15 protein-coding genes and 1 tRNA gene are annotated in these 15,344 nt (G+C 73.8%); 6 read left to right on the top strand and 10 right to left on the bottom strand.

The features are described 5' to 3' along the window. Nucleotides 1–102: 102 nt before the first annotated feature. The 7 genes from AB0F71_RS05220 to AB0F71_RS05250 form a co-directional block, all read right to left on the bottom strand. The gene (locus AB0F71_RS05220) at nt 103–717 is read right to left on the bottom strand and encodes an HAD-IA family hydrolase (protein WP_360228412.1); all 615 of its coding nucleotides are present in this window, start codon (nt 715–717) and stop codon (nt 103–105) included. A 272-nt stretch (nt 718–989) separates the two neighbouring features. Next, the gene (locus AB0F71_RS05225; RefSeq protein ID WP_360228415.1) at nt 990–1,421 is read right to left on the bottom strand and encodes a hypothetical protein; all 432 of its coding nucleotides are present in this window, start codon (nt 1,419–1,421) and stop codon (nt 990–992) included. Nucleotides 1,422–1,423: 2 nt separating this feature from the next. Further along, nucleotides 1,424–2,074 (bottom strand): VWA domain-containing protein, encoded by a 651-nt coding sequence (locus AB0F71_RS05230; RefSeq protein ID WP_360228418.1) that lies wholly within the window; start codon nt 2,072–2,074, stop codon nt 1,424–1,426. Between the two features lie 15 nt (nt 2,075–2,089). Continuing rightward, complete coding sequence (locus AB0F71_RS05235; protein ID WP_360228421.1) at nt 2,090–3,316, bottom strand: hypothetical protein; 1,227 nt, start codon at nt 3,314–3,316, stop codon at nt 2,090–2,092. Continuing rightward, on the bottom strand, nt 3,313–4,542 hold the full coding sequence (locus AB0F71_RS05240; RefSeq protein ID WP_360228424.1) for a protein phosphatase 2C domain-containing protein: 1,230 nt from the start codon (nt 4,540–4,542) through the stop codon (nt 3,313–3,315). Before AB0F71_RS05240 ends, AB0F71_RS05235 begins: the two co-directional genes overlap by 4 nt. Continuing rightward, nucleotides 4,539–4,955 carry a hypothetical protein gene (locus AB0F71_RS05245; protein WP_360228427.1) on the bottom strand — a complete coding sequence of 139 codons (417 nt, stop codon included), beginning with the start codon at nt 4,953–4,955 and terminating at the stop codon, nt 4,539–4,541. The genes AB0F71_RS05240 and AB0F71_RS05245 overlap by 4 nt, the downstream gene beginning before the upstream one ends. A 7-nt stretch (nt 4,956–4,962) precedes the next feature. Then, nucleotides 4,963–5,727 carry a hypothetical protein gene (locus AB0F71_RS05250; RefSeq protein ID WP_360228430.1) on the bottom strand — a complete coding sequence of 255 codons (765 nt, stop codon included), beginning with the start codon at nt 5,725–5,727 and terminating at the stop codon, nt 4,963–4,965. A 212-nt stretch (nt 5,728–5,939) separates the two neighbouring features. On the opposite strand from AB0F71_RS05250, the gene AB0F71_RS05255 reads away from it, so the two are divergent. The 3 genes from AB0F71_RS05255 (at nt 5,940) to AB0F71_RS05265 (ending at nt 9,718) form a co-directional block, all read left to right on the top strand. Beyond that, nucleotides 5,940–6,701, top strand: a complete 762-nt coding sequence (locus AB0F71_RS05255; protein WP_360228433.1) for a Crp/Fnr family transcriptional regulator — start codon at nt 5,940–5,942, stop codon at nt 6,699–6,701. 81 nt (nt 6,702–6,782) lie between these two features. Continuing rightward, nucleotides 6,783–9,386 carry a hypothetical protein gene (locus AB0F71_RS05260; RefSeq protein ID WP_360228436.1) on the top strand — a complete coding sequence of 868 codons (2,604 nt, stop codon included), beginning with the start codon at nt 6,783–6,785 and terminating at the stop codon, nt 9,384–9,386. Nucleotides 9,387–9,418: 32 nt separating this feature from the next. Further along, complete coding sequence (locus AB0F71_RS05265; RefSeq protein WP_360228439.1) at nt 9,419–9,718, top strand: hypothetical protein; 300 nt, start codon at nt 9,419–9,421, stop codon at nt 9,716–9,718. Nucleotides 9,719–9,778: 60 nt separating this feature from the next. On the opposite strand, the gene AB0F71_RS05270 is transcribed toward AB0F71_RS05265, so the two are convergent. Beyond that, nucleotides 9,779–10,573 carry an FHA domain-containing protein gene (locus AB0F71_RS05270; RefSeq protein WP_360228442.1) on the bottom strand — a complete coding sequence of 265 codons (795 nt, stop codon included), beginning with the start codon at nt 10,571–10,573 and terminating at the stop codon, nt 9,779–9,781. A gap of 186 nt (nt 10,574–10,759) precedes the next feature. Between AB0F71_RS05270 and AB0F71_RS05275 the strand changes: the two genes are divergently transcribed. Further along, entirely contained in the window at nt 10,760–12,436 is a 1,677-nt protein-coding gene (locus AB0F71_RS05275; protein WP_360228445.1) for a serine/threonine-protein kinase, read from the top strand. Between the two features lie 171 nt (nt 12,437–12,607). Here the strand turns inward: AB0F71_RS05275 and AB0F71_RS05280 are convergent. Further along, a tRNA-Val gene (locus AB0F71_RS05280) sits at nt 12,608–12,679 on the bottom strand. Nucleotides 12,680–12,839: 160 nt separating this feature from the next. Here AB0F71_RS05280 and AB0F71_RS05285 point away from each other — a divergent pair. Together AB0F71_RS05285 and AB0F71_RS05290 are read left to right on the top strand one after the other, a co-directional pair. Next, nucleotides 12,840–14,213 (top strand): hypothetical protein, encoded by a 1,374-nt coding sequence (locus tag AB0F71_RS05285; RefSeq protein WP_360228448.1) that lies wholly within the window; start codon nt 12,840–12,842, stop codon nt 14,211–14,213. A 22-nt stretch (nt 14,214–14,235) separates the two neighbouring features. After that, entirely contained in the window at nt 14,236–14,460 is a 225-nt protein-coding gene (locus AB0F71_RS05290) for a zinc ribbon domain-containing protein (RefSeq protein WP_360228451.1), read from the top strand. An 18-nt stretch (nt 14,461–14,478) separates the two neighbouring features. Here the strand turns inward: AB0F71_RS05290 and AB0F71_RS05295 are convergent, their stop codons facing one another. Continuing rightward, the gene (locus tag AB0F71_RS05295; RefSeq protein ID WP_360228964.1) at nt 14,479–15,321 is read right to left on the bottom strand and encodes an HAD family hydrolase; all 843 of its coding nucleotides are present in this window, start codon (nt 15,319–15,321) and stop codon (nt 14,479–14,481) included. Between the last annotated feature and the right edge of the window lie 23 nt (nt 15,322–15,344).

Here is a 15,344-nt window from a genome sequence, read left to right on the forward strand (position 1 = left end):
AGGGGTCCGTACGGTCCCCCCGATCCTCGCCCGGCACCTGCGGCCCCGCCACCCGCCGGCGAGCCACTCGCCCAGCAGACCGGCCAGGGTCTCCCGCGCCCGTCACCCCAGGAGCGGTGCCAGCGCCCGCCGCAGGTCCTCCGGGCCCCGGTAGAGCAGCCCGGTCATCCCCAGCGCCACCGCCGCGTCCACGTTCTCCTGCCGGTCGTCGACGAACAGGCACCGCTCCGGCCTCGCCCCCACCCGCCCGGCGGCTATCTCGTAGATCCGGCGGTCCGGCTTCGCGCTGCCCACCTGGGAGCTGTTCACCACCTCGTCCGCCAGGTCCGTCAGCCCCAGGCGCGCCAGGTCCTCGTCCAGCCACACCGTCGCGTTGGTCACCAGCACCACCCGGCAGTGCTCCCGCACCCGCCGCAGCAGTTCCACCACGACCTCGTCCGCCCAGAACGGCGAGTGCGCGAACGCCTCCGCCAGGCCCCGGGCCGCCTCCTCCGACACCCGGCCGGCCAGCCCGCGCGCGATCGAGTCCACCCACTCCGCCCGGCCGATCCGCCCCAGCAGCAAGGGCAGGTCGTTCACCGGCGCGAACCCGACCGCCGCCGTGCTCCCCTCCTCCACCCCGGCGGCCCGCTCCAGCGCGGCCACCCCGGCCCCGTCGAAGAACCGGATCACACCGTCCACATCACACAGCACCGCATCGAAAGCCCTGGTAGTCACCCGTCCCTCCTACCACAGCAGGCCACCGGCCCCGGTTCCCGGGGCACCCTCTAGCCCCGGCCGGACCTCGCCTCAACGGCGGTGCCCACATCACGCGTTGACACCGAGGCCGACACACCGAGCGGCGCCGGGCCGTGCCGGACCCGGGAGGGGACGACGGCGGCCCGGGTCGGGATCGAGCTCCCGCCCCGGGCCGTGCGGTGCGTTCCGGCCGTCGCCCGCCGTGCTGCCCGCCGTACTGCTCGGCCCCCGTCGGGCCCGGAGCCCGGCAGCTACTCAGCGGGGCTCTCCGGCACCGGAACCGTCGCCCTGGCGGTCTCGTGCCTGGAACGGCTCCTGGTGGCAGCGGACGACGGGGTGCCAGCCGACGACGGAGTGGTGGCGGTCGGCGCGGGCTCGGGCAGCAGGGTGGACGGGGGCGAGGGTGAGAGCGAGGACGAGAGCGAGGGCGAGGGCGGACAACTCGGCGACGACGCCGCGGTGGAGGCCGGGGAAGCGGGGGAAGAGGTGACGTCGGGGCTCGGCCGGGCCGGCGCCGGCGTCGCCGGGTGCGAGCCGCCGCCTCCCCCGGCCGTCGAGGGGCCGAGGAGATTGCCCGCCGCCTCGACCGCGCCGCCGCAGGCGAGCAGTACGGCGGCCAGTACGGAGAGCCCGACGGAGGCGCGCAGCGCCCGGGGCGCCGGGGTACGGGGGTCGGCGGCCATGCTCAGTCCACGTATTCCTGGGCGACCTGGACGTACTCGAAGCCCTTGACGTCGGTGGCGATCTGCATCTGACCGGTCTGCGACGAGGCGATCAGGGTGTTGAGCAGGCCGGAGATCGCCCCGCTCAGCGCCGACTCGGTGTCCGTACCGTCGGCGATGAACAGCGCCTTGGTCGCCACCTCCTGCAGCACCCCGCGCTCGGCGGCGCCGAAGCCGTAGGCGATCACGTGCGGGTAGCGCGGCCGGCTCCGGTCCACCAGCTCGCGGAAGGACTGCCGCCAGCCGGCGTCGGTCGGACCGCCGTCGGTCAGGAAGAAGACCGTCGGCCGCAGCACGCTGTAGTGCTGCGCCCGCAGGCTGCTGACATCCTGCTCGATGCACTCCCGCAGCCGGTCGAAGGTCTTGCCGTAGTCCGTGCGCCCGCCGCAGATCACCTCGGGCATGCTGGGCACCTGTTCCATGTCCGACATCGGGATCACCACGTGCACGTCGGTGGAGAAGGCGACCACGCTGACCCGGGCGAACTCCGAGACGCGCGGATTGGTCGCCAGGTTGTAGTGCAGACGCGAGAGGGTCGCGTTGAGCACTGCCTCGTGCGGCTTCATCGACGAGGACGCGTCGATCACCACGTAGGTGGGCAGGCAGAGTGACATGTGTGCACCTCTGAGCTAGTGATGGGAGGCGAGGCTGATGACGATGAGCAGGATCACGGCGATGACGACCACCCAGGCCCACTGGGCGTTCCGGCTGGTCGCGGGATCCTCCTTCTGCTCGGCGGCGCCCGGGGCGCCCTTGGCGGTACCCGACTCGGCGGCGCCTGCCGTGGTGGTGACCGGCCCAACGCTGACCGGGCCCACGCTGACCGGGCCAACGCCGACCGGGTCGGCACTGACCGCGTCGGCGGCGGGCTGCGGGACCAGGTGCGTGGGCAGCGGAGGCACCGGGGGCAGCGGGCCACGGGTCGGCCGCGGCACGGCCCTGAGGTAGGGCCCGTTGTTCAGCGCCTGGCTCAACTGGGCTGCGGTGGGCCGTCGTTCGCGATCGGTCGCGAACAGCATGTCCAGCAGCACCTCGGAGAGGGCGGGCTGGTCCGGCCAGGGCGACAGGGAGACGCTGTAGAAGGCGCGCGCATCGCGCTGGCCGGTCAGACACTTGGCGACGAGCAGGCCGAGCCGGTAACGGTCGGTGCAATGGTCCGCGTCGGAGCCCGGCGGCGTGAGCGGGTCGGCCCAGTTCGGCTGGTGGACGTCGGGCATCCTCTTCGGCCGGCAGCCGTCGACGTCGATCAGGTAGACGGAACGCCGGTCGGGGCTCCAGAAGGCGTTGGAGTAGGACCAGTCCGAGTAGACCAGGCCCAGCCGCTCCAGAATCGCGGCGAGCTCGGTCAGCCGGCGACAGGCCGCCAGCCGGTCCTCGAAACCGGGACGCGGCAGGCCGACGCCCCGGATCGACTCGTCGGACTTCGCCAACCAGTCGATCTCCAGGAACCGGCGCTCGCTGAACTTCCCGCGCCTCAGCTCGGCCCGGTACTGCTCGGGCGCCATCGGGATCACGCACCCGACGACCGGACTGCCGGGCCCGTGGATCCGGGCCGCGGGCCAGCACGTCCCGGCGTACAGGGTCGCCCGCTCCGCCTCCGGCAGGGTGTCCGGCGCCGAGATCAACAGGTCGATCCGCCGGGCGTCCTCCGGGTGCTGGTCCGGCCGGTAGAGCTTGGCCAGCCAGCCCGGATGATCCGTCAACGGCCGCACCGCGACGGCCTGACCGTTGTGCTCGGAGATCGGTTCGGCGAGCGGTCCGAGATCGCCGAGGCCCACGGCCCGCGGCAACGACCAGCCCCGCGGATCGACCGCCGGGACGCCGCCGCCCTCGGCGACGGGACGGAGGTCGGTCATGCCGCCCTGCCGTTCCACACCACGACAGCGGTGCGGTCGTCGAGGCACTGCGGTGCGTCGAAGCCGACGTCGGCGGTGAACCGGGTGGCCGGGACCGGCGAGCGCCAGGCGTTCGCGAAGTACTCGTTGACGTTGCCCGCCCGGTCCGCCCACGCGTCGCCGATCCCGTCGGTGACCAGGGCCAGGGCGGCACCGGGGGCCAGCGTGAGGTAGCCGTCCAGGGCCAGGTGCGGCGTGTCCGGCAGCCGGCCGGCGACCTCGTTCGAGACCACCGGGCCCTCGCGGTCCTTCGCCTCGCCGGCGGCGAACTGCCACCGCGGGACACGTGGGTCGAGCATCCAGGCCGAACTGTCACCGAGCCACCCGACCCACGCCCGGGCCGCGCCGCTCGCGTCCGGCTCGGCGATCACCGCAGTGATCAGCACGGTGGCCAGGTGCGAGGTGCCGACGCCGCGTCCGGCCGCCTGCCCGGCGACCGACTCCGCGACCCGCCCGTACAACTCCTTGACGTCGAGCCGGTCGAAGCCGCCGGCCTCGATCTGCTCGCGCAGCAGGGTGACGGCCCGGCTGGAGGCCGTGGTGGCCCCGGTGTCGGACCACGCCGCGCTGGACAGGCCGTCGGCCACGGCCACGATCGCGTACCGGCTGTCCCGGGTGCGCCCGATCCGGTAGGAGTCCTGTCGCGGCTCGGCGGGCTGGTCGCACCGGTGGCCCGGCCCGACCACGGAGGCCGCGCGGATGGCGAGCGCGCCGACCGTGGCCTCGTCGGCGGCGATCCCGTTCTGCACCGTGCGCTCCGGCAGCAGCCAGGGGAAGCCCTGGGCCCGTGCACCGTCACCGAAGCGGGGAACGCTCAGGTCGGTCGGCCGCTCGCGCAGGAACGGCCGGGGCTTCCCCGGCTGGGCCGTCGGCGCAATCGGCCCGGTTTGCCCGGTCGGCGCGGTCGGCCCCGCGACGTAGCGGCAGGCCGGCGCCGCCGGGTCGGACCGGGGCTCCCGTTCGGGCCGACCCCGCTGCCCCGCCGGTGCCACGGCGAGTTCGGATCCCAGCGCGGCCGCCGCACCGACGACACCCATCGCCGCGAGGGCCAACACGTTCACCAACCAGCCGTAGTGCCGGTGCGGAGTGCCGACCTCGACGAGGGCCCCGACGGTGACGGCGACGAGCAGCCCCGCCCGCACCCAGCCGTCCGTCGGACCGTCCGACCGGCCGTCGCCCCCGCTCATCGCCCGTCCCCGGAGTCGCGGGACCTCGGCCCGCCGGCGAAGTGCTGGTTGCCGTGCTGCACCGCGAAGACCTCACCCGAACCGGTCGCGGAGTTGACCTGGACCGCGACGTCCGGCTGGTGCGGGATCCGCAGCGACGCGAGGGCCGTGACGTCCTGGGCGAGACCCGGGTTCCGGTCGAGCAACTGGACCAGGGCGTCGGTCCAGTAGCCCACAACCTCGCCGTCGACCACTCCCCTCGTGGTGGTCGACGGCAGCTCCAGTGCGGCGGCCAGTTCCCTGCGGCGGCCTCCGTGGGCCCGGGCGATGACGCCGCTCATCAGCCGTTTCGCCTCCGTCCAGAGGTCGGTGCCCATCGCGGCGACCAGAGCGGCGGCTCCGCTCGCGGCCAGCTCGGCGAGTTCCTCGTTCATCGGCGTTTCAGCCCCGTTCGTTGGATCGGATGTGTTGGACGCCACGGGCGACGGCGAAGACCGTGCCGTGCCCGGTGGCCCGGACGACCTGCTCCACGGTCCGCGGCTCGGCCTCCGTCGGCTGTCGCCCGGCTTCCACAGGCCGTGGCCCGGTTTCCACAGGTCGTGGCCCGGTTGCCGCGGTCCGCGGCTCCGCTTCCTCCTCGGGTCGTGGCCCGACCGGGCTGCCCGGGTACCAGAGCCACGCCCGCGCGGCGTACTCCTTCACGACCACCTCGGCCGCGGTGAAGGCATCGGCTTCGAGCCCCTCGTAGCCGTGCCCGACCGTCTCCTCGTAGTAGTGCTGCGAGAGGATCGCGGCCACCGGGGCACCGTCCGGACCGGCCACGGCCGCACGCCGCAGTGGGGCCGCGTCCAGCAGCCGGGCGAGCACCTCGAACGGAGTGCCGGAGACGATGCCGTCCGGATCGAACCGGACCTCCCCCGCGTGCACCGCCACCCGCACCCGCAACCGGGCCTCCGGGCCCGCCTGCCGGTTGTGCCCGCGGATCCGCGCGCTCAGCTCCGGCAGCAGCGGGACCAGCAGTTCGGCCTTGGGCAGCCCGGCCGGAGCGACCAGCCGGCAGCCGTCACCGGTGTCCACGTACGAGACGTCCCGCCGGTCCAACTCCGCGACGTCGAGGGCACCGGACAGCACGGATCGCAGCGCACCGCGGATCTCCTGCAGCCGCTGCTGCCCGCGGCCCGCGGAAGCCGCGATGTCGCACGCCAACAGCGCTCGGTATTCGTACCTCGGATTCACGTTCCCTCTGCTTCCCGCTGCGGTCACGCCAGGGGCCGGCACTCGGAGACCGACGTGCCGTCGGCGCCGAACTGGAGGCGCCGACAAGATGGTTGACGAGATCGTAGAGGAGGGGTCCTCGGGTAGAACGGCTACTAATACGGCTTGTCCGGCTTCGGCCGGACGAGGAGGAGGAGTGACCGATGAGCAACACACGGGTGCGCGGGGCCGAGGCCTACTGGCCGCCGGCCGGGCTGCTCGGCCGGGTCGGCGAGGCCGACCGCCGGGTCCTGCTGGGGCTCGGCCACGGCGTGGTCTACCCGGCCGGTCAGATCACCATCCACGAGGCCGACACCTCGGACTTCGCGCTGCTCCTGCTCGGCGGCACGGTGAAGGTCACCGCGCACGCGCAGGACGGCCGGGAGGCGCTGGTGGCGGTACGGATGGCCGGGGACCTGGTCGGAGAGCTCGCCGGGATCGACGGCCAGCCGCGCAGCGGCACCGTGACGACCTGCGGCCGGGTGCTGGCCCGCTACATCCTGTCCTCCGAACTGCTGGAGTGCACGAAACAGCACCCCGCCATCGGGCTCGCGCTCAACGCGAGCGTGGTGGCCAAGCTGCGGACGGCGACCGGCCGGATCGTCGACTTCACCGGTTGCGACGTGCTCGGACGGCTGGCCAGGATCCTGCACCACCTGGCCGTCACCTACGGCCGACCGGGCCGCAAGGAAGCCCAACTCCCGCTTTCACAACCGGAGATGGCCACGTTGGTCGGCGCGGCGGAGTCGTCGATCCACAAGGCCCTACGGGCGCTGCGGGACTCGGGCGCGGTCGTCACGGGCTACCGCAGGATCACGATCCTCGACCTGGACCACCTCGCCCGGATCGCCGTCGCGGCCGAGGAAGCCGGTGCGGCCGTCGCCGCCGGAGCAGCCGATCCGCGGGCGATCCCACCAAACAGCTAAAAGCGCCGGGTTCCCCCGACGGCTCGGCGCCAGCATGACCGAGAGCCGGGAGCCGAGCGTTGGAGAGGACCGGGGAAGCAGATGCCAGAGAACAACGGTGCTCCGGGCGGTAGTGGCACTCCGGGCGGTAGCAGCACTCCCGGTGGTCACGGCACTCCGGGCAGTCCCGCGCGGATCCGGGCGCGCGACGTCTCCGGGACGATGATCGTCGGCGACCGGAACACCGTGACCAACCTGAGCGTCACCGCCGAGAGCGGTTCGTCCGTCACCGTCCACACCGGACCGCTGCCGGATCCGGTCAAACGGCAGTGGATCTCCCACCTGCCGCGGTCGGCCGCCGAGCCGCTGATCGGCCGCGAGCGGGACCTCCGGCTGGTGCAGGAGGCGCTCGGGAGAAGCCAGTTGGTGCAGATCTGGGGCACCCCCGGCGTCGGCAAGAGCGCGCTGCTGCGCCACCTCGCCCGCACCCTGCCGGGCGGACCCGACGGCGCGGCCTACGTCGAAGCCGGCGGGCGGACGGCCGACGACCTCGCGCAGGCGATCTTCGACATCGGCTTCGAGGCGCCGAACTACAAGCCGTCGCTGGAGGTGCTCAAGGAGCACCTGAAGACCCTGCGGCTACGGATCTACCTGGACGACGTCGGACTCGACGAGAAGGACCTGCGCCGGCTGTCCGACATGGCCGAACAGTCCGCGTTCGTCTTCACCTCGCAGCACCGCTCGGCGCTCACCGGCGTTCACGCGATCCGCCTCGACGGACTGCCGGCCCCGGCCGGGGTGACCCTGGTGCAGACCGTCCTGGCCCGCGGACTGTTGCCCGACGAAGCGCGGACCGTGGAGGCACTGTGCGACGCCCTGCACGGCAACCCGCTCCGGCTGCGGCGCATCGCGCTGTCCGCCGCGACCGGCAACCGCCTGCCGGGCATCGCCGACCTCCCCGCCCTGCTGCCCGCGCTGCTCAACCGGCTCCGGCCACCGGAGCGCGACCTGCTGCACCTGCTCGGCTCGCTGTCCGGCGCCGAGTTGGCCGCCCCGCAGCTCGACACCCTGCTCGGCCGCCCGGACGCCGAAGCGCTCGCCGACGGCCTGGTGCGACACGGTCTGCTGCTCGCCTCGGAGACCGGCTACCGGTGTCCACCGGACGTCGCCGAGTGCGTGCTGAAGAGCCGGATGACGCAGTTCCCCGCCGGGCCGCTCTGCCGGGCGCTCACCGCGTGGGTCGAGTCGCGGGACACCACCCCGGACCAGGTCGCGGCCCACTTCCAGGCCCTGGACGTCGCGGTGCTGCGGGCGGAGCGGAGCGGACAGCCGCAGCTCGGCGCCGCGTTGGCCCGCGCCGCCTCGCCGAAGCTGGCACTGTCCCGGCAGTTCGACGCGTGGGGCAGCCTGCTCGGCGCCGGCTGGGCCGCCGCGAAGAGCGCGGGCGACAGCGCGGGCGAGGAGTTCTTCCTGCGCGAGGCACGCGCCCGCCGCAGGGCGATCGGGCGGGTGGCGCAGACGGCCACGCTGGTGCTCGAGGCGGGGGTGCTCTGGCAGGAACTCATGGCGCTGCAGGCGCAGTCGGCGGTCCATCAGGCCGTCACGGCGGTGACGACGGCCATGGCGCCGGTGGGGCCGGTGGGGCCCGTCGGGCCGGTGGGTCCGGTCGGGCCGGTACACACCGTGGTCAGCCCGCCGACGGTCACCCACCCGGTCGTCCAGCCACCGACCGTCACCCACCCCGTGGTCCAACCGCCCACCGTCACCCACCCCGTGGTCCAACCACCGACCGTCACCCACCCGGTTCCCGCCTCCGGTGCTCCGGCGCCCGTACACCCGCCGGCTCCACCGAAGGTGATCGACCTGTCCCACACCGCCCAACAGCCGGTGCCGGGCACCCACCTGCCCGGCGCGCATTCCGCCTCGCAGGCGACGCCGCCGAAGGTCGACCTCTCGGGCTCGCACAGCTCCACCGCCCACTCGACGCACGCCTCCCACTCGACGCACGCCTCCCACTCGACGCACGCGGCCAACGCGACGCACGCGGCCCATTCGGCACACACCGCGGGCGCCGCCACGACCGGCACGGGCCACACCGCACTCGCCACCGCCGGCGCGGCGACCGCCAAGGGCGGCATCGCCCTCGCCATCGCCTGCGCGGTCGGACTGGCAGCCGTGGTGGGTGTGGGGGCCGCGGTCAACGCCAACAAGGACCGCGGCTCGTCTTCGGCCGCCACGTCCAGCTCTGTCCAGGCCGGCGGCCGACCGTACCCGCCTCCGGTCGTCCCGACGAAATCCGTCGATCCCGTGTGCGCAACGGTGCTGCCGGAGCTGGACCGAGAGATCGGCCGGTTCAACACCGACGCGACCACCGCGCACGGTGCGGTCACCTCGTACAACAACGCCGTGGAGGCCTACAACTCGGGACGGACCTCCGCCACTCCCGACCGAAGCGCGCCGAATTCCGCCATCGACACCGTCATCAAGGACCTGCGCTCCATCAAGTCCACGGCGCAGGCGGCCGCGTCGCGCGCACGGGACAGATCCGTGGCATCGGACCTCAACAGGATCCTGAGTCCCGTTCAGCAGATGGTGAGCCAGTACCAGTCCTTTCGCAACGGGCAGAGCGACACGGTCGACACGTCGACTCAGGCATCGGCGACGAACACGGCCCTGGACAGCCTGCAAACCCACTGCAGCACATGACCTCCGCACGACCGACCGAGAAAGGCCCGCCCATGCCAGCGGAATCCACCCCCGACGCCATCCGAACCGGAGACGTCTCCGGCACCTTCATCGTGGGCGACAACAACCGGGTGACCAACACGACGGATCGCCCCGAGCAACCGAGTCCGCAGCCACAGTCACAGCCACAGCCACAGCCACAGCCACAGCCACAGCCCCAACCGCGCCAGCAGAACAGGGCCGAGGACCGGGCCGCCGTCTTCGCGATGGAGGACGGCACCATGCACGTGACCTACTACGCCCAGGCCGCGCCCGAGCCCACGCCCGACCCCGAGGCCGAGCCGCCCCGATGAACACCGTTGCGCCCCGGCCGAACCGTCGACCGGGGCGCGCACTCCTGCCTCCACATCCACTCAGGTCCCGTCGATCAACAACTCCAGGTCCTGGGCGTTCAGCGTCGCCGTTCTCAGCAGTTCCCTGATCAGGTTGACGCTGAGCGTCGACCCGACCGGCTCGCCGACCTCGTCGCGCGTCAGTCCGCGCACGCCCCGTCGGCGCAGCCGCTCCCGCACGTCCTCGACCGTGTTGGCGACCGACTTGTAGGTCCAGGACTTGGTCGCGTACGGCGAGGCGTTGACCAGCCGGGCGGTGTCCTCCCAGGCCAGCGGGAGCGGGAAGGCCTCCTGGCCCTCCAGGTACCGGCGGGCGAGCGCGGTGAGCACCAGCCGCTCCTGTGGGGAGAGCGCGTAGACCGTCTCGGGGGCGGCGGTCTCGGCGCTGCTCGTGGCACGGGGGTGCAGGTCGTCCCCGTCCACGACCCGGACCTCCACCAGGTGGGAGCGCCGCTTGGACGAGTTGATCACCAGCGGGGTGTACCCGGGCCCGATGATCCGCTTGTGGCCGGTGAGCATCAGCACGCCGTCGGGCAGTTCGATCGGCAGGTTGCCGGTGTTGATCAGCCACCAGTCGCCGTCCGCGGCGGCGCAGCTGAAGACCCCGTGCCGACGGCTGACGGTCGGGTCGTCGACGCCGACCGGTACGTGCACGTCCTCGCGGTCGCGCCCGAACAGCAGGGTGTACCGGCGCGGCGGCACGGCGTACCCGCCCTCCGGGCCGATCACGAAGATCGTCCCGGGCGGCGCCGGGGGCACCCGGTCGGAGGGGCTGCCCGGCGGCAGCATCTGGGGTGGGAAGTTTCCGTACGCCATCTCACATACCTCCGCTCACATACCTCTGCTCACATGCCTCTGCTCACATGCCTGCGCCTCGGCTCGCGCCAGTGAGTGTACGAGCGCTCCGGCAGGACTGGTCCTCCCTCCGGCATGCGTGGGTCGCATCTGCGGAACCGTCAACTCTGTTTGCCGGGCGTGACCTTGCTCGATAGCCTGCCCGCCGTGAGCACGATCAGCCGGCGAGCCGCTGCGATCGACAGCGCCGTCGCCGAACCACTCGGCCCGGGCGATCCGCAGGAGATCGGCAGCTTCAGCGTCATCGGCCTGCTCGGCACCGGAGGCATGGGCGAGGTCTACCTCGGGGTCTCGGACCGGGGCTACGCCGCCGTCAAGCTCGTCCGGCCGCGGCTGGTCTCCGGCGAGCGCTTCGAACGGGAGGTCGGTCTCCTCTACCGGGTGCCGTTCGGGGTCGCACCGCGGGTGCTGGCGAGCGACGGCACGCCGGAACGCCCGTGGTTCGCCACCGAGTACGTCCCCGGCCTCACCGTGGACGAGGCGGTACGACTGCACGGGCCGCTGCCCGCCGAGGTGTTGTGGCTCCTGCTGACCGAGACGGCCGCCCAACTGCGGGCCGTGCACGCGGCCGGGATCGCCCACCGCGACATCAAGCCCGCCAACGTCATGCTGGTGCACGACGGCGTGAAGCTGATCGACTTCGGCATCGCCCGCGCCGCGGACCAGGCGCGGCTCACCAGGAGCGGTGACGGCTACGGGACGCAGGGCTTCTCGGCGCCGGAACAGCAGGCCGGGGACGAGGACGTGGCAGCGCCCGCGGACGTCTACGCGCTCGCGGCGCTCCTGCTCTACGCCGCCTCGGCCCGCACGCCCGACGCCGTCCGCGACCTGGAACGGCTGCGCGCCGTGGACGCCGACCTCGCCGCCGTCCTGGCGCCCTGCCTCGCCACCGACCCCGGCGCACGCCCCACCGCCGACCAGGTCGTCCAGGCGGCCCGGGCGCACCTGCCCGCCCCTCCCCCATCCTGGCCGACCGAAGTCCTGGCCCGCATCGACGCGCGCCGCGCCTTCGCCGAAACGCCGGTCGGCAAGCTGGAGACGGTCCCGCCACCCGACGCCGGGACCCCTCCCCCCACACCACCCGGCCGCCGGCGGCGGCGCAAGCGCCTGTTCCTGTTACCGATCGCCGCCGTGATCGCCCTCGGCACGGTCACGGTGTACGCCCTCAGCCCCGACACATCCCCACAGCACCACACCTCCCAGGACTCCCTCGGCACGCCGGTCACCGTCCAGCCCCTGACCGGCACGACACCCGGTCCCTCCACCAGCAGCCCGAGCGCCACGCCCTCGCCCACCGCCACTCCTTCGCCCCCGCCGTCGACCACCCCGGCCGACCCCACCCGGGCCCCCTCCCCGACCCCGCGGCCCTCGACCACCTCCACCGCCTCCACCGCCTCCACCCCCAAACCCGCCACCCCACCCACCACGGCCCCCGCCACCCCCTCGGCTGCCGCCCCCACCGTCACCTCCTCCTCGATCAGCGGCATCAACGGCAGCGACGACCCCGCCCAGGTCAAGGGCTCCGAGGCGGACACCAGCTGGTTCGGCAACGACGCCGCCTGCTCCGCCTGGCTGGACGACAACGGCACCGGCTCACTCGCAGGCGTCCTCAACACCTCCCTCAACCAGACCTGCGTCGCCGAACTCTCCCGCAGCGACGGCCTCACCTACACCTTCCGCGCCTCCTGGGGCGCCGCGAAGACGAGCTTCCTCCCCGTCACCGGCCACACCCTGCAGATCTGCGTCTGGAACGCCAACAACCGATCCACCGAACAGTGCTCCCCCCGCTTCACCATGACCGGCACCACCCCCACCCGCCAATGACCCCACCCTCCCCACCCCAACGCCCCACCCCGGAACGCCGAAAGCCCCGGCCCACCAGGACGCTTCCGCCCTGTGGCCGGGGCTACGGCAAGACCGCCGGAACGACTGCGGCCCAGGTCAGGATCATGCTCCTGACCTGGGCCGCAGTGTGCGTTCCAGCTGTTCACGGGGTGGGCGCGGACGGTTTCGAACCGCCGACATCTGCTTTGTAAGAGCAGCGCTCTACCACTGAGCTACGCGCCCCCGGTCGTGGCCCTTCGGGCGTACGACGAGTGCCTAGGGTACCTGGTCCGGAGGGGTGGTGTGGTGCGGGCGGGGCGGGGTGGTGGGAGGGGGCTGCCCGTGGTGCGGGGGGATCGGGGAGAATGGGCGCGGATCAGCGGGTCGGAGCAGGGAGCGCGCAGTGGCGGTGGCCGGCGGGAGCGGGCAGCGGGGGCGGCGTCGGGCGGGGAGTGCGCTGGGCGACGCGCTGGTGTTGCCGGTGGTGCTGGCAGGTGCGTTGGGGGCGGTCGGGCTGGCGTCGGCGGGCAGTGGCGGCTGGTGGGGGCGGCGGAGTGCCGGGGACGGCGTGCGGGCGGAGGCCCGGGAGGCGCGGGCCGCGGCGCAGGAGGCGTTCTACGAGCTGGAGGAGACGCAGCGCGAGCTCCGGTTGGCGGTGGAGACCGTCCGGGCGGCCGAGGAGGGTGCGGCGGCGCAGCGGGCGTTGGCCGAGTGGCCGGCGATCTCCGGCCGGGTCGAGCAGGTCACGGTGAACTACCTGGCCGCGCTCGACGCCCATGACCTGGACCGGGAGGACCTGGACGCCGGTTCGGTGGCCCAGGCCCGGCGGCTGCTGGTGGACGTGCAGGGCCAGCTCCGCTCGGCCCGCGCCGAGCTGACCGACTTCCTGCGCCGCCTCCAGCCGACCCTCCAGCACGCCGAGCAGCAGCTGATGCGGGTCACTCCGGCCGTGGAGCAGGCCAAGCGCGCGCTGCTGCGGGCGACCACCACGCTGGACGAGGTGCGCGGCGCCGGACTGCGGGCGGACGACCTGGCGGCCCGGCTGGCCGAGCTGGCGCCGGAGCTGGGGCGGCTGAACGAGGGGGCGGCGCGGCACGGCGTGGCGGCCACCCTCCAGCGGGCCGAGGACGTGCAGCGGCGGGCGGCGGCGATCACTGCCGACGCCGCCCAACTGCCCGAGCGGGCCCGGGAGCTGGACCGCCGGGTGTCCAGCCTACGGACCCGGATCCAGGCGCTGGGGACCAAGGCGGAGACGGTCGATCCGGCGCTGAGCGAGCTGCGCCGCCGGTTCAGCACGGCCTGCTGGCAGGACCTCCAGCGGGTGCCCGAGCAGGTCGCCGAGGCGGGCCGGGCCGCCGAGCGCAAGCTCGCCGAGGCCGCCCGGGCCCGGGACGAGCAGCGGTGGGCGGACGCCACCGCCGCGATCGGTACGGTCCGCGCGTTGCTGGCGACCGCGGACGGCTCGGTGCAGGCCGTGAACGACCGGCTGCGGCAGCTGAACGAGGTGCAGCACGACCCGAACCGGGAGGTGGAGCGCGCCCGCTTCGCCGTCCGGGACGCCCAGCGCCTGGCGATGGCGGGCCGCACCGCGCCGGACCCACGGCACGCCGGCCCGCTGGACGAGGCGGTGGCCCGGCTGGACCGGGCACTGGAGACCCTCCAGGCCGCGGGCCGGCACCCCGACTACTGGCACTTCCTGACCGAGCTGGCGGCGGTACGGGAGACGGCGGCCCGGGTGATCGACATGATCCGCGGCGATCTGGGCCAGCACCGCTGAGCGCGGTCGGTACCCTGCCGGTATGCCACGCTACGACTTCCGCTGCCGCTCCTGCGGAGCCACCTTCGAGCTCCGCCGCCCGATGGCCCAGGCCAACGACCCCGCCGTCTGCCCGCAGGGCCACCGGGACACCGTGAAGCTGCTGTCCACCGTCGCCGTCACCGGCGCGGCGGGCGGCGCGCCGCAGCAGGCCCCGAGCGGGGGCGGGGGCGGGGGCGGCTGCTGCGGCGGCGGGTGCTGCGGCTGACCGGCGGCTGACCGACAGCTAGCCGGCGACCACCGTGCCGACGGGGGCAACAGGGGCGACGGGGGCGACGGTCGCGGCCGCCAGGAACCGGCGGGCGATCTCCTCCCCCGCCGCCACCCCCACCTCCGCCAGGGCGGTGACGCCGGGCGCCGTCCATCCGCCGTCGGCCAGTTCGCCGTGCCCGGGCCGCCACCCGGCGTCGGCGGCGAGCAGCAGGTCGGCGTCCAGCAGGGAGTCGCCGGCCGCCAGGACGGTGTGCGCGCCGCTGCGCCGGACGGCCTCGGCGAGCGCGGCGCTCTTGGTGAGCGGCTGCGGCACGGCGTACACCTTGCGGCCCTGCAACGAGACCCGCCAGCCGCGTTCGGCGCACCAGCCGGTGAGCTCGGGCAGCCAGCCGTCGGGCAGCCGGTCGCGTTCGACGACCAGGTAGGCGAACTGCTCGTCGGCGACCCGCCGTTTGTGCGTCCACTCCGGGTCGGCGCTCAGGGCGAGTCGACGCACCACCTCGTCCAGCGGGGCGGCGCCGGCGGCGATCCGTGCGGTGATCTCGCGGCGCCAGTCGCGGTCCGGCTCGCCGTCCACCAGCAGCTGTCCGCCGTTCGCGCAGATCGCGTAAGTCGGCGTCGGCCCGGGCAGGTTGACCCGCCGGTACTGCTCGACGGTCCGGGTGGTGGCGGGTACGAAGCGGGCCCGGCGGCCCAGTTCGACCAGCAGAGCGGCGGCCCGTTCGGTCAGGAAGGACAGCGGGCGCCCGTCCAGCACCTCGACCCAGAGCAGGCGTGGCGCGAGCCGGTCGGGTCCGCCCAGGGCCAGGGCCCGCTCGGAGTAGATGAGCGTACGGTCGAGGTCGCTGGCCACCAACACGCCACCCGCGCCCCCTGAGC

This window comes from Kitasatospora sp. NPDC028055, from assembly GCF_040637885.1.
GTDB lineage: Bacteria > Actinomycetota > Actinomycetes > Streptomycetales > Streptomycetaceae > Kitasatospora.

Coding starts and splice junctions, on each gene's coding strand:
- AB0F71_RS05225 (WP_360228415.1), bottom strand. CDS start 1,421: ATGGCCGCCGACCCCCGTACCCCGGCGCCCCGGGCGCTGCGCGCCTCC.
- AB0F71_RS05230 (WP_360228418.1), bottom strand. CDS start 2,074: ATGTCACTCTGCCTGCCCACCTACGTGGTGATCGACGCGTCCTCGTCG.
- AB0F71_RS05235 (WP_360228421.1), bottom strand. CDS start 3,316: ATGACCGACCTCCGTCCCGTCGCCGAGGGCGGCGGCGTCCCGGCGGTC.
- AB0F71_RS05240 (WP_360228424.1), bottom strand. CDS start 4,542: ATGAGCGGGGGCGACGGCCGGTCGGACGGTCCGACGGACGGCTGGGTG.
- AB0F71_RS05245 (WP_360228427.1), bottom strand. CDS start 4,955: ATGAACGAGGAACTCGCCGAGCTGGCCGCGAGCGGAGCCGCCGCTCTG.
- AB0F71_RS05255 (WP_360228433.1), top strand. CDS start 5,940: ATGAGCAACACACGGGTGCGCGGGGCCGAGGCCTACTGGCCGCCGGCC.
- AB0F71_RS05260 (WP_360228436.1), top strand. CDS start 6,783: ATGCCAGAGAACAACGGTGCTCCGGGCGGTAGTGGCACTCCGGGCGGT.
- AB0F71_RS05265 (WP_360228439.1), top strand. CDS start 9,419: ATGCCAGCGGAATCCACCCCCGACGCCATCCGAACCGGAGACGTCTCC.
- AB0F71_RS05270 (WP_360228442.1), bottom strand. CDS start 10,573: ATGGCGTACGGAAACTTCCCACCCCAGATGCTGCCGCCGGGCAGCCCC.
- AB0F71_RS05290 (WP_360228451.1), top strand. CDS start 14,236: ATGCCACGCTACGACTTCCGCTGCCGCTCCTGCGGAGCCACCTTCGAG.